Origin of the sequence: Pseudomonas hydrolytica, from assembly GCF_021495345.1 — a bacterium.
In the GTDB taxonomy this organism is placed as follows: domain Bacteria; phylum Pseudomonadota; class Gammaproteobacteria; order Pseudomonadales; family Pseudomonadaceae; genus Aquipseudomonas; species Aquipseudomonas hydrolytica.
In genome coordinates this window covers 4,900,967-4,921,021 of sequence record NZ_CP099397.1, presented here as the reverse complement: position 1 = coordinate 4,921,021, position 20,055 = coordinate 4,900,967, and the positions used below count along the sequence as shown (strand labels likewise).

Genomic DNA, 20,055 nt, shown 5'->3' with positions numbered 1-20,055 from the left:
CGGCGCATTATGCACGTTCCGCCGGGAGCCTTCAGTTCATGCGTTGCAGGCAGGCGTCCAGTGCCGCGCGCCAGTCCGGCAGGCGAACCTGCCATTCCTGTTCCAGGCGCTCGCCATCCAGGCGCGAATTGAGCGGGCGCTGCGCCGGCGTCGGGTACTCGCTGCTGGGGATGGGGCGCAGCCTGGCGCAGGGCTTGCCGGCCGCACGCAGGCGCTCGGCGATGGCGCTGGCGAAACCGAACCAGCTGGTTTCGCCCTGGCAGGTCAGGTGGTAGGTGCCCCAGTGATGGCGACCCTGCTGCCACTTGTCGATCAGCTCGGCGGTGGCGCTGGCGATACTGCCGGCCCAGGTCGGCGCGCCGATCTGATCGTCCACCACGCTGAGCTCCTCGCGTTCCTGCAGCAGGCGCTGCATGGTCAGCAGGAAGTTGCGCCCGTGCTGCGAGTAGACCCAGCTGGTGCGCAGGATCAGGTGGTCGCAACCGCTGATGCGCAGCGCCTGTTCGCCAGCCGCCTTGCTGGCGCCATAGACACCCAGCGGGTGTGGCGTATCGGCCTCGCGGTAGGGTGTGGCCTTGCTGCCGTCGAAGACGTAGTCGGTGGAGTAGTGGATCAGCGGGATGTCCAGCTCGAAGCAGGCATCGGCCATGACGCCCGGTGCCTCGGCATTGACGGTGAAGGCCAGCTCGCGCTCCTGTTCGGCCTGGTCGACGGCGGTATAGGCCGCTGCATTGATGACCAGTGCCGGGCGCTCGCGCAGGATGGTTTCACGCAGACTGTCCGGGCGCGACAGGTCGAATGCCTGACGGCCAAGGCTGACCAGTTCGTGCTCGCGCAGGGCCAGTTGCAGTTCGCGGGCGACCTGGCCGGTGTGGCCGCTGATTAGGATCTTCATGCGAATGTCTCGGCGTCCTGCAGGCTCAGGCCCTGCTGGTCCTTGGCCGACAGTTGCGGCGTCAGCCCGTCCAGCGGCCAGTCGATGGCCAGGCGCGCATCATCCCAGCGGATGCAGCGCTCATGGGCGGGGGCGTAGTAGTCGGTGGTCTTGTAGAGGAACTCGGCGTACTCGCTGAGCACCAGAAAACCATGGGCGAAACCCTCCGGCACCCATAGTTGGCGCTTGTTCTCGGCCGACAGATGCACGCCGACCCATTTGCCGAAGTTCGGTGAGCTGCGCCGCACATCCACCGCCACGTCATAGACCTCGCCAGCGCTGACCCGCACCAGCTTGCCCTGGGCCTGCTGCAACTGATAGTGCAGGCCGCGCAGCACCCCACGCGCCGAGCGCGAGTGGTTGTCCTGGACGAATTCGCGGTTCACCCCGGTGGCTTCAGCAAAGCGCCGCGCGTTGAAGCTTTCGTAGAAGAAGCCGCGCTCGTCGCCGAATACCTGGGGTTCGAGAATCAGCACTTCCGGTAGTGCAGTTGCGATGACTTTCACAACGACTCCTCCGCCAGTTTGTACAGGTACTGACCGTAGCCGGTCTTGCCCAGTGCCTTGGCGCAGGACAGCAGCTTTTCGCGATCGATCCAGCCCTGTTGATAGGCGATTTCCTCCAGGCAGGCGACCTTTAGCCCCTGACGCTTTTCCACCGTTTGCACGTAGTGCGAGGCTTCGAGCAGGCTGTCGTGGGTACCGGTGTCGAGCCAGGCGAAGCCGCGGCCGAAGCGCTCCACACGCAGGCTCCCGCGCGCCAGGTAGGCATTGTTGACGTCGGTGATTTCCAGTTCGCCGCGGGCGGACGGTTTTACGTCCTTGGCGATCTGCACCACGTCGTTGTCATAGAAGTACAGGCCGGTCACGGCAAAGCTGGATTTGGGATCGGCCGGCTTCTCCTCGATCGACAATGCATTACCGGCGGCATCGAACTCCACTACCCCGAAGCGCTCGGGATCGCTCACCCAGTAACCGAATACCGTGGCGCCGCTCGGCTGGCTGGCGGCGCGTAGCAGCATTTCCGTGAAGTGCTGGCCGTGGAAGATGTTGTCACCGAGGATCAGGCATACCGAGTCGTCGCCGATGAACGACTCGCCGATCAGGAAGGCCTGAGCCAGGCCATCGGGAGAGGGTTGCTCGGCATATTGCAGGTCGATGCCGAACTGGCTGCCATCGCCGAGCATCTTCTGGAAGTTGGGCAGGTCTTGCGGAGTGGAGATGATCAGGATCTCGCGAATGCCGGTCAGCATCAGGACCGACAGCGGGTAATAGATCATCGGTTTGTCGTAGATCGGCAGCAGTTGCTTGGACACGCCGAGGGTGATGGGGTGCAGCCGGGTGCCGGAGCCGCCGGCGAGGATGATGCCTTTCATTATTCCTGCTCCTTGGAGCCTGTTTAGGATCTCGCGAGCTAGAGCCATGCAAGGCAAAAACAGGCGAGGAAGCGGAGTTTACGAGTTGTAAATGAGCATTCTGAGCCTGTTTTTAACGCAGCAGGGCCGACGCGCAGCAGATCATCAACAGGCTCCTTAAAGTGCGCCGAGTCGCTCGCCCTGATAACTGCCATCCTGCACGCGGCGGCACCAGTCGAGATTGTCCAGATACCACTGCACCGTCTTGCGCAGCCCGCTCTCGAAGGTTTCCTGTGGCACCCAGCCCAACTCGCGTTCGATCTTGCCGGCGTCGATGGCATAGCGCAGGTCATGACCTGGGCGGTCCTGCACGTAGGTGATCAGGTCTTCATAGCGCGCCACGCCGGACGGCTTGTGCGGTGCCAGCTCTTCCAGCAGTGCGCAGATGGCGCGCACCACATTGAGATTCTTCTGCTCGTTATGCCCGCCGATATTGTAGGTCTCGCCCACCTCGCCTTCGCAGACCACCTTGAGCAGCGCCCGCGCGTGATCCTCGACATAGAGCCAGTCGCGCACCTGCTGGCCGTTGCCGTACACCGGCAGCGGCTTGCCTGCCAAGGCGCTGAGGATCATCAGCGGGATCAGCTTCTCGGGGAAATGGTACGGACCGTAATTGTTCGAGCAGTTGGTGATCAGCACCGGCAGGCCGTAGGTACGCTGCCAGGCGCGCACCAGATGATCGGAGGCCGCCTTGCTCGCCGAATAGGGCGAGCTGGGCGCATAGGGAGTGGTTTCGGTGAAGAGGTCATCGACACCGTGCAGATCGCCATAGACCTCGTCGGTGGAGATATGGTGGAAGCGGAAGGTCGCCTTGCGTTCGGTGTCAAGCTGCTGCCAGTAAGCGCGGGTGCTTTCCAACAGGGCATAGGTGCCGACGATATTGGTCTGGATAAAGGCCGCTGGGCCATCGATGGACCGGTCGACGTGGGATTCGGCGGCGAGGTGCATGATGGCGTCGGGCTGAAACTCGGCCAGTGTCTGCGTCACCAGTGCGCTGTCGGCGATATCGGCACGGACGAAGCGGTAGCGCGGGCTGTTGGCTACTTCAGCGAGCGACTCCAGGTTGCCGGCATAGGTCAGTTTGTCGAGGTTGAGCACCTCATGCTCGGTGTGACGGATCAGATGACGGATCAGAGCCGAACCGATAAAGCCGGCACCGCCGGTGATCAGGATACGCATGGATGATGCCCTTTACCTATGGAACATGAACGCTAGTCGTCGCGGCGGATAATAAGGCAGTCACTCAAAATAGGGGAGGAAAGCTGCTGTGCCGCTCGTGTCACTTGGTTGCCGGCGCCTACCTGTCGCCTCCTCACTAACCCGATCATAGCGGCGCCGCCAGGCGACCCGAGCGCGTTTTCGGCCATGGGATGTCTGGTCCGAAGACGCTTGGCAGCGGCGCTTATCTGACGCCAATTTTTAACTGCATCCTAATATCGGAAGGATGTTGAAATGCCATCATAAAAGTGGTTAAGTCGCACCATAACAGAAGCGACGGCATTCTGTCGTATCGCGTGCAAAACTCTTTCTGCTGCCTTTTTTCTGTCGCCAGCGGGCGAAGCGTCCTCGGAAGATATGGCGGGGGTAAACCATCATGCGTCAGCTTTTGCACGGTAGCTCATTGCTGGCACGTCCTGGCTTTGTCCAGTATTTCCTGGCGGGAATGCGTCTGGTGCATGGCTTTACCGCCGCGCTGCCGGGCTTGCTGCTGCTGTTGTGGTTATCGGAAGAGCGCGCCCTGACGCAAAGCTACAGCGCCGTTCTGCTGTTCTTCGGAGTGCTGACGGTCCTGATGTTTCAAGCGCTGGACGTCTATTCGGAAGATATCTTCAGCAATCTGTTGCGCTTTCGCGTGATGTTTTTCGCCTGGTCGGCGGCGTTCTGTCTGCTGCTGTTCATGCATCAGGCGCTGGAGATGTTCGGCTTCATGGAAGGGCACCTGCTCGCACTGTGGTTTTTTGTCAGTTTATTGGCATTTGGTGCGGAGCGCCTGCTCGTTCTGTCGTTATTCAGGCGCTGGGTCGGTGCCGGGCAGTTCCTGCAGAGTGCCGTGATTCTCGGTGGTACCGAAAATGGCGTGCGCTTGGCCGAGCACATGTCGCGTCACTGCGACATTCGCTCCGGTCTGATCGGATTCATCGATGATCGTATCGGGCGTATGCCAGACACGCTGGCAGGCTTGCCGCTGCTGGGTGACAGCCGTGACCTGGAGAGTCTGATCCGCCGCGAGCGGGTCACTCAGGTGCTGGTGGCACTGCCCTGGTCGGCCGAGAACCGCATCGGCCAGATCGTGCGCGAGCTGCGCAAGTTGCCAGTCAACGTTTTGCTGGTACCGGACATGCTTGCCTTTCGCCACGCACGCAACCGCATCACCGAGGTGGGCGGGCTGCCCATGTTCAACGTATCGGAGCGTCCGCTGGATGGCTGGTCGCCCCTGATCAAGCGCCTCGAGGATCTGGTGCTGGCGAGCCTGGCGCTGGTACCGGCACTGCCGGTGATGGTGCTGGTGGCATTGGCCATCAAGCTCGACTCGCCCGGCCCGGTCCTGTTCCGGCAGAAACGTTACGGCTACAACAATCGCCTGATCGAAGTGTTCAAGTTCCGCTCGATGTACTGCGACCGCGCCGATGCCAACGCCGAGCGCCAGACCACCCGCGGCGATGATCGTATCACCCGGGTCGGCCGCTTCATTCGCAAGACCAGCCTCGACGAGCTGCCGCAACTGTTCAACGTACTGCTCGGCAGCATGTCCATGGTCGGGCCTCGCCCCCATGCCACGGCGACCAAGGCGGCCGGAATCCTGTTCGAGGAAGCGGTCAAGGAGTACACCGCGCGGCATCGTGTGAAGCCCGGCATCACCGGCTGGGCGCAGATCAATGGCTATCGCGGCGAAACCGATACGCTGGAAAAGATCGAGAAACGTGTCGAGTACGACCTGCAGTACATCGAGAACTGGTCGGTCTGGTTCGACCTGTACATCCTCTTCCGCACCTTGCCTGCGGTCATCTTCACCCGCGAGGCCTACTGATGAGCACGCTGATTCCCTGCATCGTTGCCGGTGGTGCCGGCACCCGTCTGTGGCCGGTATCGCGCGAGGCCATGCCCAAGCCTTTCATGCGTCTGGCCGATGGTCTCAGCCTGCTGCAGAAGACCTTCGAGCGTGTCGCTGGCCTGGATGATGTGGCCAGGATGCTGACGGTGATCAATCGGGAGCTGCTGTTTCGCACCCTGGACGACTACCGGCCGTTGAATCGTCGGCGCCTGGGGCTGGATTTTCTCCTCGAACCGATGGGGCGCAACACGGCACCGGCGATTGCCGCGGCAGCGTTGCACGCCGTTCGTCACTACGGTGAGGAGGCGCAGTTGCTGGTGCTGCCGGCCGATCACCTGATTCGTGATCAGCAGGCTTTCGTTTCCGCGGTGGCGCGCGCGCGCGATCTGGCCGAGGCGGGCTGGCTGGTCACCTTCGGCATCCGCCCCGGCCATGCGGAGACCGGTTATGGCTATATCCAGCAGGGTGAAGCGTTGGAGGCCGGTGGGTATCGCGTAGCCAGTTTCGTCGAGAAGCCCGACCTGCAGACCGCGCAGACGTATCTGGAGGGCGGCGAACATCTGTGGAACGCCGGCATGTTCTGTTTCCGCGCCGACGTGCTGCTGCGCGAACTTCGCGAACATGCGCCGCAGGTCGTCGAGGGCGTGGAAAGATGCCTGGCACTGAGTGGGTCCGTCGAAGGCAAGCAGGGCAAGCAATGTGAGCTGGATGCGCCCAGTTTCGCCGAGGTAACGGATATCTCCATCGACTATGCCCTCATGGAGCGTTCCTCCAGGGTGGCTGTCGTGCCTTGCGACCTGGGCTGGAGCGACATTGGCTCGTGGCAGGCGCTGCGCGAGCTGACGCCGGCGGATGCCAATGGCAATCAGATCATAGGTGAGGCGGTACTGCACAACGTACAGGACTGTTACATCGATTCACCCAAGCGGCTGGTGGGCGCCGTGGGCGTGCGTGACCTGGTGGTGGTGGACACGCCAGACGCCCTGCTAATCGCCGACGCGCGCAGCACCCAGGACGTCAAGTTCATCGCCCAGGAGTTGAAGAAGCGCGGCCACGAGGCCTATCGCCTGCACCGTACGGTGACTCGCCCGTGGGGCACCTACACCGTGCTGGAGGAGGGGGCGCGCTTCAAGATCAAGCGCATCATGGTCCGCCCCGGCGAATCCCTGTCGTTGCAGATGCACCACCATCGCAGCGAGCACTGGGTAGTGGTCAGCGGTATGGCTCGGGTGGTGAACGGCGAGCGCGACTTTTTGCTCAACACCAATGAGTCGACCTTCATTCCCGCTGGGCACAGTCACCGCCTGGTAAATCCTGGGGTGATCGACCTGGTGATGATCGAAGTGCAGAGCGGCGAGTACCTCGGCGAAGATGACATCGTGCGCTTCACCGATATCTATGGCCGTGTGCCGGTGGCCGAGACGCTCAGCTGATGTCCGTTGCCCTGATCATTCCCACGCGCAATGCCGGTGCTCACCTCGAGCGCCTGCTGCCTGCGCTCGCCCGTCAGACCTTGCAGCCCGACGAGTTTCTGGTGGTCGACAGCAGTTCGCGCGACGACAGCGTGGCGCGTCTGCGAGGCGCCGGTGCGCGGGTCGAAGTGATCGAGCCGAGCCAGTTCAATCATGGCGGTACGCGGCGTTGGGCCAGTCAGCAGGTTGCAGCGGATGTGCTGATCTACCTGACCCAGGATGCCATTCCGGCAACGCCGGACACCTTTGCCCGCATTGTCGGCGCCCTGCATGGCGAGCCGGATATCGGCGTCGCCTATGGTCGTCAGCTGCCCCATGCGGATGCCGGTTTGCTGGGCGCGCAGGCGCGTCGTTTCAATTATCCGCCGGTCAGCCGGACCAAGCGCCTTGTCGATGCAGGCGAACTGGGGATCAAGACCTGCTTCAGTTCCGACTCCTTTTCGGTCTACCGACGTGATGCGCTGGAGGCGGTCGGCGGTTTTCCCGAGGACGTGATCGGCAGCGAGGACGCCTATGTGGCGGCGCGCATGCTGCTGTCCGGTTATGCGGTGCGCTATGCGGCGGATGCCGAGGTGCATCACTCGCATGATTACCGTCTGCTAGAAGAGTTCCGTCGCTACTTCGATATCGGTGTGTTCTACGGGCGTGAACGCTGGATTGGCGAGGCGTTCGGCGCGGCCAGCGGGGAGGGCCTTCGCTACGTCAAGGCTGAGCTGCAGGCTGTGCTGGCTGCGGGCGCACTCTGGCGCGTGCCGGAAGTGCTGCTGCGCACCGCGGCGAAACTGCTTGGCTACAGGATTGGACAGGGCGAGCGCTATCTTGATGTTGGCTTGAAACGCCGCCTTAGCATGTTTCCGGGGTACTGGAAGTGAATATTGGGGTCTGCAAGGAAAATTCCCTTATGAAAGCGTTTTTGCTGCTCATCGTGACGCTGGGCCTCACGGCCTGCACCACTCCGGCCCGTATCGGCCTACCCGACTCCGATACGCTCGACGCCGGGCACCACGCCGCGTTGACGCTTGCCGATCTACCGCCGGTGCAGGAGCGCATCCACCCTGGCGATACCTTGCGTATCGTCCGCGACAGCGGGGAAACCCCGACGATCTCAGCCTTTACCGCCAACTCCATCTACGAGCTGACGCTGTATACCGTGCTCAATGACGGCACCTTTTCCTACCCATTCATCGGCAAGGTGCAGGCGGGTGGCAAAACGCCGGAGCAACTGTCGGCCGAGCTCAAGGAGCGGCTGACGCCCTTTTACCGCGAGCCCGGCGTAACCGTGAACATCAACCAGGCGCCCGGCAATACCGTGTTCGTGGGCGGCTCCGTGCGCAACCCTCAATCCTATTCCACCAATGTCGTCACCACGCTGGAGCAGGCGATCGTCGCAGCCGGTGGAGTGGAACCCAACGCCGACAGCCGGCACGTCGCGCTGCTGCGATCCGACCCGGACGGCCGCTATCAGGCCTATTTCGTGGATTACAGCCAACTGCTGCAAGGCGGCGCGCAGGGGCGTCAGGCCGTGGCGTTGCAGCGCGGTGACGTGGTGTTCGTACCCAAGTCCGGCGTGGGCAACCGCATCGAGGGCGTCGACCTCTATCTCAATCAGTTAATCCCGTTCGTGAAATCCATTGGCATCGGTGCCAATTACGATCTCCGCCGCAACTAGTCGCTAGGGAACAGCTTCTCATGATCGAAATTCGTACATTCCGTGATCTGTTGCGCCTGTTCTTTATCTTCTTTCGGGAGTTCAAGCTGGCGGTAATCGCAACCCTGGTGGTGGTTCTCTTGGGCGCTTTTTTGTTGCCCACTTCCTATGAATCCAGCGCGCGCCTGCTGATCAAGCCGGGACGGGAAACCAGCACCCTGCCCATCGAGATGGCCGACCGCCAGGCGATCGTCATGCCCGGAGCCATGAGAGATCCCATTCTCGATGAAGAGCGCATGCTGACCGGCCGACCGATCAGTCGGCAGGTGGCCGAACGCTACCTCGAACAGCTGGCCAACGCGCCGAAACCCGATGGTTTCTTTGCCGCCATCAAGTACGGCGTGGGCCAGGTGGCCAATGGTGCGGTGGAGCTGGTGCGCGGTTTCCTGCAGCTGATCGGCCTGACGGAGAAGCAGACGCCGGTCGATCGTCTGGCCACCAAGCTGGAGAAGAAGTTCAGCGTGACGCACGCCAGTGGCTCTTCGGTGATGGAGATCAGCTTTCGCTGGAGCGATCCGGTCGTGGCGCAGGCGGTGGTGCAGAGCTGGGTCGAGCTGTACATGCAGGAGCGTACTCGAGCCCTGGGCCGCAAGAGCCTGTATGACTTCTATCTGACCCAGAGCCAGGCCAGCGAGAAGGAGATTCTCGGCTACAAGCAGCAACTGGCCGACAAGCTCAACGAGCTGGGGGCGGTGAGCATCGACGAGCACCTGCAGGACCTGGCCGAACGCATCAACCAGCTGCGCAGCGACCGCTTCTACACATCGCGCCTGATCTCCTCCACCGAGGGCAGCCTCGCCACCCTCGCCCAGCAGATCCAGGGGCTGCCAAAGGAAGTCAGTACGGTTCGCGAGCTGTCGCTCAACCCCGTGCACCAGAACCTGATGCGCATGCTCAACGACAAGCGTGCCGAGCGTCAGGACCTGCTTCGCACCTTCACCGAGAATGCGCCGCCGGTGAAGAGCATCGACGAGAACATTCTCTACCTGGAGCAGATGGTCAAGGCCGAGGCCGCGACCGTGCAGGCTTCGCAGAACCTCGCCCCGAACCCCATCGCCGAGCGTCTGCGCAGCAATCTCATGGATCAACAGGCCGACCTCGCCCGTCTCAAGGCGCAGCTGCTGCGCCAGGACGGTCATCTGGAAAAGCTCGAGCAGGACCGCGCCAGGGCTCTGGCGGCCGAACCGGAGCTGGCGCGCTTGCAGCGCGTACTGACGGCTGCAGAGCGAAACTTCGCGCTCTACAACGAGAGCCTGGAAAAAGCCCGCATCGATCGGGAACTGGACGACAGCCGCATCAGCAACATCGCCATCATCGAGCATGCGACGCTCAACCCGAGTCGGGTTTTCCCCAAGAGCCTGTTGATGATTTTCCTGGCGTTGCCGCTGAGCGTGCTGGTCGGCTTGCTGGTGCTCTATCTCTGCTACCTGCTCGATCAGCGTATTCATGATGGGGGGCGCATCGAAGAGCGCTTCTCCGTTCCGTTGTGGACCACCCTGCCCGAGATAGAGGAAGGCAAGCCGGGGCAGAACACCGCCTTCCTTGCGGCCTTGTATCGTTTGTATGGTCAGTTGCCGCTGGAGCGTATCGAGCAGCAGGGGCTGACCTTTGGCCTGACGTCCGCTCGCCGCGGCGAAGGCGTCAGCTTCATCGTCGAGCATCTGGCCAAGCTGCTGGCCGAGCGCGGGCTGAAGGTGCGCGTCGACGGTGAGCAGCCATGCCAGGCTGGCGAGGTCGTGCTGCTCGATGCCTCCGGCCTGCTGTCCAACCCGCAAGCCTTCGTGCAGTTGCGCCACGCCGACCTGATTGCCCTGGTGGTGGAAGCGCAGAAGAGCACGGTTCCGACCGTCGAGCATGCGCTGGGTGTGCTCTCCACGGCGTTTGGAAAGGTCGATGGCGTGATCATCAATCGCCGCCGCTTCGAAGTGCCGACGCGGGTGCTGCAACTGATCGCCACAGCCAGAGGCGCCGTTTGATGCGCATCGCCCTGCTTGCACCGCTGCCGCCCGAGCAGACCGGCATAGCCGACTATGCCGCGCATCTCAAGCAGGCGCTGGAGGCCAAGGGGGTCGAGGTGATGACGCCCCTGGCAGGCTGTGGCAACGAGCCGCGAGATGCCGAGGCACGTATCGCGGCCTTCGATTGGCAGGGTATCGACCTGGCGCACGGTGAGCTGGGTGGCGGGCGCCTGGCCGAGTTTCATGCCTTGCGCACGCTGCGTCAGTTGCGGCCGGAGCTGCCCTTGAGCGCGACGGTGCATGATCCCGAGCGCCTGGTGTGGCGACGTGCACAGCTACCCTGGCCGCTGTCTCTAGTGCAGGGCATGCCATCGCCGCTGCCGCAGATGGCGACGGTGATGGCGGATCCGCTGTGCCTGAGCGAAGAGCGCAAGCTGGCGCAAAGCATCGATCGTCTGGTGACGCTGACCCAGACCGGGGCCGGCTACCTGCGCCGTCGCATGCGCTTGCCGACAGAGCAGGTGCGGGTCATCGCCCATGGCAATCAACGTATCGCTGAGGTACCGCTGCCGCCCACAGAGCCCCTGCGTCTGCTCTACTTCGGTTTCATCTACCGCGGCAAGGGCATCGAGGATCTGCTCGACGCCCTGGTGTTGCTGCTGCGCCGCCAGCCCTCCCTGCGTGGGCAGCTGCGCCTGACGCTGGCGGGCGGCAGCGAGCCGGAGACCGCCTTTGCGCCCGGAGGCTCCTATCTCGATGAGCTGCGTCGGCGCATTCGGGGTGAGGGGCTGGATGAGTTGATCGAGTGGGACCTCGACGTGCCGGCGGCCGCCATACCGGCCTTGATTCAGCGTCATCACGTCATGGTTCTGCCCTATCGTGAGTCGAGGAAGCTGCGTCTTCTCGGCTCCATGCGCGGGACCAGCGGCGCCCTGTCGTGGGCGGTGGCCTGTGGGCGCGGGGTGATCACCTCGGATGCGCGATCCTTCGCCGAAGAAGTAGCCAGCGGCAATGGCGCGATGTATCCGCAGGGTCGGGCCGACGCCCTGGCCGAGCAGCTGGCGCGCCTTCTGGCCGAGCCGGGTTTGGCCGCGCAGTGGGCCGAGCGCGCCCGGCTGATAGCCGCCGAGCGGGCCTGGGACATCACCGCCGAACGCTTCGTCCGGCACTTTGAAACCCTGCGCGAGGTGATGCCGCATGTGGCGTAGAACTGTTTTCCTGCTCCCCGCGGTACTCGTGCTTGGCGTCGTCCTTCTGACCCTGCCCTGGAGCCGCCAGGCCGAGGCCGAGGTGACCACGCTGAAGGCGCCGGGGCCGCTGGTATGGCGCGACTTCCTTGGCGTCAACGCGCAGTTCCACTTCTTCGAGCCCGCCATCTATCAGGCGCAGATGCAGCAGTTGAACGAGCTGGGCCTGGAGTGGGTGCGAATCGCCATGCACTGGGCGTACCTGGAGCCGCAGCGCGGGCAGTTCAACCTGACCGCCTTCGACCCCATGGTCGAGGCCATGCAGAAGCATCAGTTGAAACCGGTTGGCTTTCTGGTCGGGTCGGCGCCTTTCGCCACCACCGCTCCGGCCGATTCCCCCTATCAGGATTCCTTCCCGCCCAAGGACAATGCCCTGTACGGCGAGAGCCTGGTGCGCTTGGCCAAGCACTACGATGCCTTCGAGGCCTGGCAGGTCTGGAACGAGCCGAACATATTCCCTTTCTGGCGGCCCAAGGAAGACCCGCAGGCTTACGCCAAACTGCTGTTCCAGAGCGCCGATGCCCTGCGCGCCCATGTCCCCGGCAAGACCGTGGTGGCGGGGGGCATGGCCTACTACAGCAACATGCCCTCGCATGGCGGCGCGCTGATGCTGCAATCCCTGCTGCAGATGGGGGTGGCGCAGAAGAAGCTGGTGATGGCCTACCACCCCTATACCGAACTGCCCGAGGGCGCCTCGCCCAAGCAGCAGGACTATCTGCAGCACTCCAACTTCATCAACAGCGCCCTGCGGGCCCACGGAATCGAGCAGATCTGGGCGACCGAGTGGGGCTGGTCCAGTTACAGCGGGCCCAAGGAAATGCAGGCCATCATCGGCGTCGACGGGCAGGCGGACTATACGTTGCGCCGACTGGCGCTGATGAGCGCGCAGGATTTCGACCGCATCTTCCTGTTCAATCTCAGCGATCTCGATAGCCGCGCCGGCCCGCGTGACCAGGGCTATGGCCTGCTGGATCTGCAGGCGCGACCCAAGCCGGTGTACAACGCCCTGGCCAACCTGCTCAAGGTCACCGGTCCGCGCCTGGAGCCGAGCGACGCCCCGCGTTTCGAGCAGGCGCCAAATGACCTGTACAACGTCACCTGGACTCGCCAGGACGGCAGCCACGTGTGGATGTTCTGGAGTGCCAGCGGCAAGCAGCTCCGCCTTCCGGCGGTGCAGCGCGCCACCCTGCACGATCCGCTCACCGGAGAACAGCGCGAGCTGCAAGGTGGCGAGGGGGTGGTGGTGCCGCTCAAGTCCAGTCTGCAACTGCTGGTCTGGCGTTAGGAGCGAGCATGCGCATCCTCTGGATACTGCCTTACTCGCCCTGGCCGACCAGCAGTGGCGGCAAGACGCGTCAATATCAGCTGATCCGCAGTCTGGCGCAGGCCGGTCATCGCATCACGCTGCTGGTGCAGAGCAAGACGCCGCTCGGTGATCAGGAGCGCGAGGCGCTGTCGCCCTGGCTGGAGCGCCTTGTCGTGCTGCCGCGCCGCCCGCTGCGCAGCCCGGTTACGCTGCTGGCTGCCCTGTTCGCGCCCTATCCGCTGTTGGTCAGCATCAATGGCCTGGCGCCCCGTTTGCAGGCGGTGTTCAGCGACTTGCTGCAGGAGCGCTGGGATGTCATTCAGATCGAGCACAGCTACAGCTTTCAGCCATACGAACGTCTGCTGCGGCAGTCGGGCCAGCCATTCATCCTGACTGAGCACAACGTAGAGTCGGAGCTTGGTGCCGCTACCTACGACCGTTTTCCGTCGTGGCTGAGATGGTTCGTGCGTCTGGACCAATGGCGCTACCGCAGGTGGGAGCGCCGCGTGCTTGCGCAGGCGCAACAGGTGGTCAGCGTGACCGAGGCCGATGCGCAAGTGCTGTCAGCGCTGTCACGCCACCCGAGCCAGGTGGTGGTCAATGGTGTCGACTGTAGCCACTACGCCTCGGTCAGCCCGGACTACCACTCCCGGCGCTTGCTCTTCATCGGCAACTACGAGTACCCGCCCAACGTGGATGCCGTTGAATGGGCGCTCGACGCGGTAATGCCGCTGCTTTGGCAGCAATGCCCCGACGTCCGCTTCGTGATCGCGGGATTCGCCATGCCCGCACATTGGCCTGAGCGCTGGAACGATCCGCGGATCGAGTGGCATGGTTTCGTCCCCGATCTGCGAGAGTTGCAGCGCAGCGTCAGCATCTTCTTTGCGCCCCTGCGGCAGGGCGGCGGTTCCAAGCTCAAGGTCCTCGAGGCGATGGCCGCGGCTTTGCCCGTGGTGACCACGGCGCAGGGGGTGTCCGGCCTGGCGGTAAGCGACGGCGTGCATTACCGCAGGGGCGAGGATCCGCATCGCCTGAGCGCCGCGCTGGTCTCACTATTGCACGCACCGAGCGAGGCGCAGGCCGTCGGCGAGGCCGGACGCGGCTATGTCGTCGCCGAGCACGACTGGTCCAAGGCGGCCCGCCAGCTGGAACAGGTCTACACCACCATCAAGCAGGAAAAGGACGGCATAGCGGCATGCGTGTAGCACTGGATTACCGCCCGGCGATCAGCTTTCCCCATAGCGGCATAGGTCGTCAGACATTGGCGCTCGAGGGCGCCATCGCGGCGCTGCCCGGCGTGGAACTGCAGTTGTTCTCCACCGCTCCGGCCGAGCATCCGCTGCGCCAGCGGGCCCGCTGCCCCGATTGGCCGAGCCCTTTGCAAGGGGTGCACCGGTTGCCCTTGCGCCTGCGCTTCGAGGCGGGGTTCCTGCCGCGCGCGCTGCGCGAGCAGCGCATCGACGTGCATGTGAGCAACTTCAACATGGGCTTGCCGTTGCCGCCGCGACCGCCTGGTGTGCGCTATGTGTTGCAACTGCACGACCTGTTTCAGCTGACCCATCGTAACCGTCATGCCACATCGCTCAGGGCCATGGTCTATGGCGTGAGCGATCGCCTGTCGATCGGCTATTCCGTACGGGTCGCGGACCGCATCTGGACGCCTTCGCAGTTCACTGCCGACGAGGTGGCGCGCTATTTCCCCGCTGTGCGCGACAAGGTCCGCGTTCTGCCGAACCTGGTTTCCGATCTGGCGGACTCGGTGGAGTCCATCGACGCTCTCGGTCTGCCGCCGCGGTACTGGTTGGCGGTAGGCATTCGAGAGCCGCGCAAGAACATTCCCTGGTTCATCGAGGCCTGGCAGGCGGCCCGCCGGCAATGCGCGGCCGTGCCCGAGCTGGTGCTGGTAGGCGCGCGCGAGGAGCTCCCCCAGGAGCAGCGACAAGTGGCCGGGCTGCATGTCGTGCACGGCTTGAGTGATGCGCAGCTGCGGGCTCTGTACCAGCGTGCCGAACGCCTCTGGCAGCCGGCATATGCCGAGGGCTTTGGTCTGCCCGTGGTGGAGGCGCTTGGCCAGGGCACACCGGTGGCCGTTGCGCGCGGGTCGGCGCTGGACGAAGTCGCCCCCCCCGAGGCGCCGCGTTTTGATCCGCGCGATGGTGCGGCCCTGAGTCGTCTGATGGAAACCCTGGCGCAGGAGGCAAAGGGTGCCGGGATCGCATCGAAGGAGTGGGCTGCACGTTTTGCTGAAGCACCCTATCGGGCAAACGTGGCGCGGCTGTTGGAGGAGCTGAGGTCATGAGCATGCCGCTTGGCGTCCCTCTGGCATTGCTCTGTGGCGGCCTTTTCGGTGCGCTGCTCTGGGTACTGCCGGCCAGCAAACTGCTGGTGCTGCTGGCCGGCGCCGCGCTGGGGCTGACCATTCTGCGGCGGCCGCTACTGGGCTTGCTGCTGTTCGCGGTGGTGGGCACCTTTTTGCCATATTCGACGGTCAGCCTAGGCATTCGCACCACGGTGTCCGAGGCACTGCTGATGCTGGTCTGGGTCGGCATCTGGTTCCAGACCCTGCTGGGTGGCCTGCCGCGTGCCCCCGAGTCCCCCGGGCTTCCAGAGCGACTGGCCGTGGCCCTGGCCGTGTATAGCCTGTTTCCGTTGGTCATCGGGCAGGTCATGGTGGACGCCGAAGGCAATGGGCCGATCAACTGGATACGCTGGCTGTTCAACCTGTCCGCGCTGTTTCTGGTGGGGCGGCTGTTGGCCGAACGGAAGGCTCGAGAGCAGGTGGTCATAGCGCTCTTGCTGGGCACCCTGTTCATGCTCTTGCTGTCGATCCCGACCTTCCTGCGTGAGCGCTCGGCGACCAGCATGACGCCCATCCTGGCGGCCCTTGGTTACGGTTCGCTGGAGGTTCTCGGTGACAGCCTGATGGCCCTCGCACCGAGAATGGGCTCGCCCTGGATGCATCCCAACGCCACGGGCGGGGCGCTGGCTCTCCTGCTTCCGCTGGCGCTCTGTTACGGCCTGGCTCGTCGTGGCTGGCCGCGAGCGCTCGGCTTGGCCGTCACCCTGCTCGGCAGCATGGGGTTGCTGCTCACCGGATCGCGAGGCGCCTTGCTGAGTCTGGTGCTGATACTGGTCTGGATGGCGGGGCGGCGCGTGCCCTATGCCGGTCGTCTGCTGTTGATCGGCAGCTTCCTGGGCGTGTTGCTGACCTTGGCGTACCCGCCGTTGCAGGAGCGTCTGCTGACCATGTTCCTGACCAGCAACGAGAGCACCTCGGTGCGATTCGACGAATACGCCAACTTCCCTGCTGCCATGGCGGCTTACCCCTTCGGTGTGGGGTTCAAGGTCGATCCCCCGGTCCCGGGCAGCGGTCTATGGGGCATCTCCAATCTCTGGCTCAACTACATCTACAAGATCGGCCTGCCCGGCATGCTGCTATTCATCGCGGTGACCTGGAGCTGGTGGCGGGTCGTCCGGCCGCGCTCCAGAGTCATCCCGCTGACCGCCGACAACGCCATTTGGCTGGGTACGCTGGGCGGCCTGCTGGCGGCGCTGTTGAGCGGTTTGTTCGACCACTATTTCAGTTTCACCATGGTGCTGGTCGCACTGTTCTGGTTGTTCATGGGGCTCAATCTGCATGAAGCCCGGCGCTTGTACGGGGCCGAGGCGCGGGGGGCTGACGTGGATGAGGCAGGGCCGAATCAGGATTCCCCGGATAAGCAATGGAGGCGGCGATGAAACATCGCATGTACCACTCGAACAATCTGCGCCAGGCCCTGCCCGCGTATGCCCAGCGCCTGGGTTGTAGCGTCGAGGAGCTGGAAAGCGCCTACGACTGGATGCTGCAGAACGACGTCTGCTTCGAGCGCCAGATCAAGGATGACATGCTTTGCTCGATTTCCTACGTGAACATCGAGTCGCGTATCGAGCATCCTCTGGCAAGGCGTTTCTACGCCATGCTGGGCAAAGAACTGCAGGGTGCGCTGGTGCCGCTCTACGGGCTCAACTGGCCAACGTTGCGTGATCGCATGCTGCGTACCTGGGAGCAGATCTACAACATCTTCATCTGCAAGATTCCCAGCCACACTCTGCGTTTGTTCTGGCTGCGTCTGGGTGGCGCGAAGATCGGCAAGGGCTCGAGTGTCTGGCGCAATACGGAAGTGCTGGGGATGGACAGCCTGGTCATAGGTGAAGACAGCGTGGTGGGTTGGCACTGTCTGCTGGATGCACGGGGCGGCCTGACCATTGGCGATCATGTGACCATCGCATCCTACGTTCTGCTGATTGCCGGCGGGCACGATCTGGAGGCCCCCGAGTTCTGGGCCGTCGGTGGGCCGGTGAAGATCGGCAACTATGCCTGGATCTGCAGTCGGGCACTGCTTTCCTTCGGCGCGGACATTGGCGAAGGGGCGGTGGTTACCGGCCAGGCGGTGGTCGCCAAGCGGGTCGAGCCCTACAAGATCGTGGGCGGAAGCCCCGCCAAACCCATGGGCGAGCGTTGTCGCAATCTCAATTACAAGGTGGGGGGCAAGGGCCTCTTCACCCTGCTGCACTGACGCTTCGTGCTCGGCTCGACGCTCTGGTTGACCCTGGCCACCCTGCTCGGCCTGGTGGCAGGCTTTGCCCGTGAGTGGTTGCTGGTGGCGGCATGGGGTGTCGGCTCGCGCAGTGACGCGTTCATCGTCGCTCTGTTTCTGCCCGAGGCTCTGCGCATGGCCTTCGCGGCCGGTCTGCTCAGCGCAGCGGCTTTGCCATTGTTTCAACAGCGTGATGCCGAGCAGCGCGAAGCCTGGCTCTGCAGCCTGTTACCCAGGACAGTGCTGGTGGGCTTGGTGCTGGCGTTGTTGATGAGTGTCGGTGCGCCGCTCTGGGTGGCGGTGGTCGGACCGGGGCTGTCAGGCGAGGCTGCGGCAACGGCACGCGAGAGTCTGATGCTGCTTGCCTGGAGCGCCCCGGGAATCCTTCTGCACGCCCTGCTTTGTGTGCCGCTGCAGGCGCAGTCGCGCTTCGTCCTGGCCGGCCTTGGCTCGCTGACCTTCAACCTTCCGCCGGTGCTGTATCTGCTGGCATGGGGGGCTGACAGCAGCGCAGCTGGGTTGGCGATGGCCTGCCTGGTTGGCAGCCTGTGCATGCCGCTGCTGCTGTTGCGGTCAACCTGGAGCCTGGGTTGGCGCCCGTGGAAGCTGGGGCGGGGCTCCGGCGCAGGACGTGAGCTGCTGGCGCGCATGGCGCCGCTGTTCGGCAGCAATCTGGCCAGCCATGGCCTGGCCTTGCTGGAGCGGATGGTCGCGTCGCTGCTTGGCGAAGGCGCCGTTACCTGGCTGAATCTGGCGCGCAAGCTGATCAATCTGCCGCTGGTCGCTCTGATGAGCCTCAACCAGGTCATGCTCGGCCTGATGAGCGGACGCCAGGGCGAAGAGCGATTGGCTTTGCTGCGTCGTGGTCTGGCCTGCACCACCTTGCTCAGCTTGCCTGCCGTCGTCGGGCTGATCGGCGGGGCTGCTGTGCTGGTGGCCTTGCTGATGCCGTCGCAGGCTCACGATTCCGCCTTGGTCGAACTGGTTGCGTGGTTCGCCGTTCCGCTGTTGTTCAGCGCCTGGAATGCCTTGTTTGCGCGCTACGCCTACGCAGGTGGCGACACCGTACTGCCGCTGCGCTGTGAGCTCAGCGGAAGCCTGCTCAACGCCTGTCTGCTCGGTGTCCTTCCTTTCTATCTGGGTCTGCCGGGCATTTCCCTGGCTGCCTGTGCTGGCGTGACGCTGACAGGTTTGCTGCTGCTACGGCGGCAGGGACTGTGGAGCATCCTTGCCTGGCGTAGTCAGGCAAGCGTCGCGCTGCTCGCAATGGCCCTGGCTGCCTACCTGCTGCCACTGGGCAGCGGGCATCTGGCGCAGCTGTTCAGCAGCGCAGCCGCGGCGCTGATTCTGATGCTGCTTCTGGCGGCGAAGTTGAAGCCCTGGCGGGAATAGTCTCAGAGAACGAAGCGCAATCGGCGGCTGGTCAATATCAGCAGCGCCGAGGCAGGTAGCGTAAGCGCCAATACCATCCAGGCGGTCGACGTGCTCTCCTCGAATCCGATGCCAATCAGCAGAATCAGCAGCAGCGGATGTAGGTAGTAGATCGCCGCAGACAGCTTGGCGGGGATCAAGCTGTGTCCTTCGATCACGTGGCGCAAAGGCAGCAGAAACAGTGCTGGCGCTGCGATGAGAATCGACAACATGCAATCGAAGTTCAGCTTGCGTAGCGAGTCCTGTTGCAACTGATAGTGCAGTGTTGCCTCTGCCAGTACCAGCGCGCAACCAAACAGAAAGAGTGTCAGGGTTTGGCCAGTGGTTATCTTTTCCTGAAGCCGGTTGCGGGCAATCAAAAATCCGAGAGTCATCAAGGGAAAGGCGACAAATAGGAAGTTTCGCCCTACATAATCGTTGTTGTTGATGTGCTGAAGTAAAGGAACGGGAATTTCATAATAAGCGCGCATGTATTGAAGGACCGCTCCGGTGCAGTAGAGCAGGAGGGTGAGGCATAGAAGCGTGCGGTTACTCTGGTGGCGAAGAAGGTAGATCATGACGCCACCGCCAATCATGGCGATGACGTACCACAAATGGAAAAAGCCGATTACCCAATGTTTGATGAGCGCTATGGCGCCTCTTAAACCCTCGAATGTTGCCGGCGTTACATAGAATGGGGCGTAAAGAATCATCCAGAAAACATAGAGAGTGACGGCTCGGCGCAGCCACAACTTGATGCTGTGCGGATCGCGCTGCAGGCTGTGGTACAGGTAATAGCCGCTTATAAGAAAAAAGACCGGCACGGTAATTCTGAAGATGCCACTGTTCAACTGGTAGCCCAGTAGTGTGCCGTTGCCACCGAGAAAGCCGCAATGTACCGCCAGTACCATGCAGGAAAGTGCAACTTTCAGGGCGTCCAGCCCGCCATTGATAACCTTGGCCATACTCGACTTTCC

Annotated in this window: 17 protein-coding genes; 12 read left to right on the top strand and 5 right to left on the bottom strand. The window is 63.2% G+C overall.

Going from position 1 to position 20,055, the window contains the following annotated elements:
* Window positions 1-31: 31 nt before the first annotated feature.
* The 4 genes from rfbD to rfbB all read right to left on the bottom strand — a co-directional run bounded on the left by rfbD (window position 32) and on the right by rfbB (window position 3,527).
* A complete protein-coding gene (rfbD, locus tag L1F06_RS23180) occupies window positions 32-895 on the bottom strand; it encodes a dTDP-4-dehydrorhamnose reductase (RefSeq protein WP_129482443.1) in 864 nt (287 codons plus the stop codon).
* Window positions 892-1,440, bottom strand: coding sequence for a dTDP-4-dehydrorhamnose 3,5-epimerase (gene rfbC, locus L1F06_RS23175; RefSeq protein ID WP_004374071.1), 549 nt, complete (start codon window positions 1,438-1,440; stop codon window positions 892-894). Before rfbC ends, rfbD begins: the two co-directional genes overlap by 4 nt.
* Window positions 1,437-2,309 carry a glucose-1-phosphate thymidylyltransferase RfbA gene (gene rfbA / locus L1F06_RS23170; protein WP_129482444.1) on the bottom strand — a complete coding sequence of 291 codons (873 nt, stop codon included), beginning with the start codon at window positions 2,307-2,309 and terminating at the stop codon, window positions 1,437-1,439. Before rfbA ends, rfbC begins: the two co-directional genes overlap by 4 nt.
* A 156-nt stretch (window positions 2,310-2,465) precedes the next feature.
* Entirely contained in the window at window positions 2,466-3,527 is a 1,062-nt protein-coding gene (rfbB, locus tag L1F06_RS23165; RefSeq protein ID WP_129482445.1) for a dTDP-glucose 4,6-dehydratase, read from the bottom strand.
* Window positions 3,528-3,942: 415 nt separating this feature from the next.
* Here rfbB and L1F06_RS23160 point away from each other — a divergent pair, with 415 nt between their 5' ends.
* The 12 genes from L1F06_RS23160 to L1F06_RS23105 are packed head-to-tail and all read left to right on the top strand — an operon-like array spanning window position 3,943 to window position 19,060.
* Entirely contained in the window at window positions 3,943-5,376 is a 1,434-nt protein-coding gene (locus tag L1F06_RS23160) for an undecaprenyl-phosphate glucose phosphotransferase (RefSeq protein WP_096825307.1), read from the top strand.
* Complete coding sequence (locus tag L1F06_RS23155; RefSeq protein WP_129482446.1) at window positions 5,376-6,833, top strand: mannose-1-phosphate guanylyltransferase/mannose-6-phosphate isomerase; 1,458 nt, start codon at window positions 5,376-5,378, stop codon at window positions 6,831-6,833. Before L1F06_RS23160 ends, L1F06_RS23155 begins: the two co-directional genes overlap by 1 nt.
* Window positions 6,833-7,744 carry a glycosyltransferase family 2 protein gene (locus L1F06_RS23150; protein ID WP_129482447.1) on the top strand — a complete coding sequence of 304 codons (912 nt, stop codon included), beginning with the start codon at window positions 6,833-6,835 and terminating at the stop codon, window positions 7,742-7,744. The genes L1F06_RS23155 and L1F06_RS23150 overlap by 1 nt, the downstream gene beginning before the upstream one ends.
* A 29-nt stretch (window positions 7,745-7,773) precedes the next feature.
* Window positions 7,774-8,541, top strand: a complete 768-nt coding sequence (locus L1F06_RS23145) for a polysaccharide biosynthesis/export family protein (RefSeq protein WP_004374045.1) — start codon at window positions 7,774-7,776, stop codon at window positions 8,539-8,541.
* A 20-nt stretch (window positions 8,542-8,561) separates the two neighbouring features.
* Window positions 8,562-10,556: an exopolysaccharide transport family protein gene (locus tag L1F06_RS23140; protein ID WP_129482448.1), complete on the top strand. Its 1,995-nt coding sequence runs from the start codon at window positions 8,562-8,564 to the stop codon at window positions 10,554-10,556.
* A complete protein-coding gene (locus L1F06_RS23135) occupies window positions 10,556-11,746 on the top strand; it encodes a glycosyltransferase (RefSeq protein ID WP_129482449.1) in 1,191 nt (396 codons plus the stop codon). The genes L1F06_RS23140 and L1F06_RS23135 overlap by 1 nt, the downstream gene beginning before the upstream one ends.
* The gene (locus L1F06_RS23130) at window positions 11,736-13,070 is read left to right on the top strand and encodes a cellulase family glycosylhydrolase (protein WP_129482450.1); all 1,335 of its coding nucleotides are present in this window, start codon (window positions 11,736-11,738) and stop codon (window positions 13,068-13,070) included. The genes L1F06_RS23135 and L1F06_RS23130 overlap by 11 nt, the downstream gene beginning before the upstream one ends.
* A gap of 8 nt (window positions 13,071-13,078) precedes the next feature.
* Window positions 13,079-14,296, top strand: coding sequence for a glycosyltransferase family 4 protein (locus L1F06_RS23125; RefSeq protein ID WP_129482451.1), 1,218 nt, complete (start codon window positions 13,079-13,081; stop codon window positions 14,294-14,296).
* The gene (locus L1F06_RS23120) at window positions 14,287-15,390 is read left to right on the top strand and encodes a glycosyltransferase family 4 protein (protein WP_129482452.1); all 1,104 of its coding nucleotides are present in this window, start codon (window positions 14,287-14,289) and stop codon (window positions 15,388-15,390) included. The genes L1F06_RS23125 and L1F06_RS23120 overlap by 10 nt, the downstream gene beginning before the upstream one ends.
* Before the next feature lie 2 nt (window positions 15,391-15,392).
* Window positions 15,393-16,829: an O-antigen ligase family protein gene (locus L1F06_RS23115; RefSeq protein WP_435301321.1), complete on the top strand. Its 1,437-nt coding sequence runs from the start codon at window positions 15,393-15,395 to the stop codon at window positions 16,827-16,829.
* Entirely contained in the window at window positions 16,826-17,647 is an 822-nt protein-coding gene (locus tag L1F06_RS23110; protein WP_004374030.1) for an acyltransferase, read from the top strand. Before L1F06_RS23115 ends, L1F06_RS23110 begins: the two co-directional genes overlap by 4 nt.
* A 6-nt stretch (window positions 17,648-17,653) precedes the next feature.
* Window positions 17,654-19,060 carry a lipid II flippase MurJ gene (locus L1F06_RS23105; RefSeq protein WP_129482454.1) on the top strand — a complete coding sequence of 469 codons (1,407 nt, stop codon included), beginning with the start codon at window positions 17,654-17,656 and terminating at the stop codon, window positions 19,058-19,060.
* Window positions 19,061-19,062: 2 nt separating this feature from the next.
* Here L1F06_RS23105 and L1F06_RS23100 read toward each other — a convergent pair whose 3' ends face one another.
* Entirely contained in the window at window positions 19,063-20,043 is a 981-nt protein-coding gene (locus tag L1F06_RS23100) for an acyltransferase family protein (RefSeq protein WP_129482455.1), read from the bottom strand.
* Between the last annotated feature and the right edge of the window lie 12 nt (window positions 20,044-20,055).

What these genes read in the sequence shown, in the direction of transcription:
- rfbD (WP_129482443.1), bottom strand. Translation starts at nt 895, where the DNA reads ATGAAGATCCTAATCAGCGGCCACACCGGCCAGGTCGCCCGCGAACTG.
- rfbA (WP_129482444.1), bottom strand. Translation starts at nt 2,309, where the DNA reads ATGAAAGGCATCATCCTCGCCGGCGGCTCCGGCACCCGGCTGCACCCC.
- rfbB (WP_129482445.1), bottom strand. Translation starts at nt 3,527, where the DNA reads ATGCGTATCCTGATCACCGGCGGTGCCGGCTTTATCGGTTCGGCTCTG.
- L1F06_RS23160 (WP_096825307.1), top strand. Translation starts at nt 3,943, where the DNA reads ATGCGTCAGCTTTTGCACGGTAGCTCATTGCTGGCACGTCCTGGCTTT.
- L1F06_RS23155 (WP_129482446.1), top strand. Translation starts at nt 5,376, where the DNA reads ATGAGCACGCTGATTCCCTGCATCGTTGCCGGTGGTGCCGGCACCCGT.
- L1F06_RS23150 (WP_129482447.1), top strand. Translation starts at nt 6,833, where the DNA reads ATGTCCGTTGCCCTGATCATTCCCACGCGCAATGCCGGTGCTCACCTC.
- L1F06_RS23145 (WP_004374045.1), top strand. Translation starts at nt 7,774, where the DNA reads ATGAAAGCGTTTTTGCTGCTCATCGTGACGCTGGGCCTCACGGCCTGC.
- L1F06_RS23140 (WP_129482448.1), top strand. Translation starts at nt 8,562, where the DNA reads ATGATCGAAATTCGTACATTCCGTGATCTGTTGCGCCTGTTCTTTATC.
- L1F06_RS23135 (WP_129482449.1), top strand. Translation starts at nt 10,556, where the DNA reads ATGCGCATCGCCCTGCTTGCACCGCTGCCGCCCGAGCAGACCGGCATA.
- L1F06_RS23130 (WP_129482450.1), top strand. Translation starts at nt 11,736, where the DNA reads ATGTGGCGTAGAACTGTTTTCCTGCTCCCCGCGGTACTCGTGCTTGGC.
- L1F06_RS23125 (WP_129482451.1), top strand. Translation starts at nt 13,079, where the DNA reads ATGCGCATCCTCTGGATACTGCCTTACTCGCCCTGGCCGACCAGCAGT.
- L1F06_RS23120 (WP_129482452.1), top strand. Translation starts at nt 14,287, where the DNA reads ATGCGTGTAGCACTGGATTACCGCCCGGCGATCAGCTTTCCCCATAGC.
- L1F06_RS23115 (WP_435301321.1), top strand. Translation starts at nt 15,393, where the DNA reads ATGCCGCTTGGCGTCCCTCTGGCATTGCTCTGTGGCGGCCTTTTCGGT.
- L1F06_RS23110 (WP_004374030.1), top strand. Translation starts at nt 16,826, where the DNA reads ATGAAACATCGCATGTACCACTCGAACAATCTGCGCCAGGCCCTGCCC.
- L1F06_RS23100 (WP_129482455.1), bottom strand. Translation starts at nt 20,043, where the DNA reads ATGGCCAAGGTTATCAATGGCGGGCTGGACGCCCTGAAAGTTGCACTT.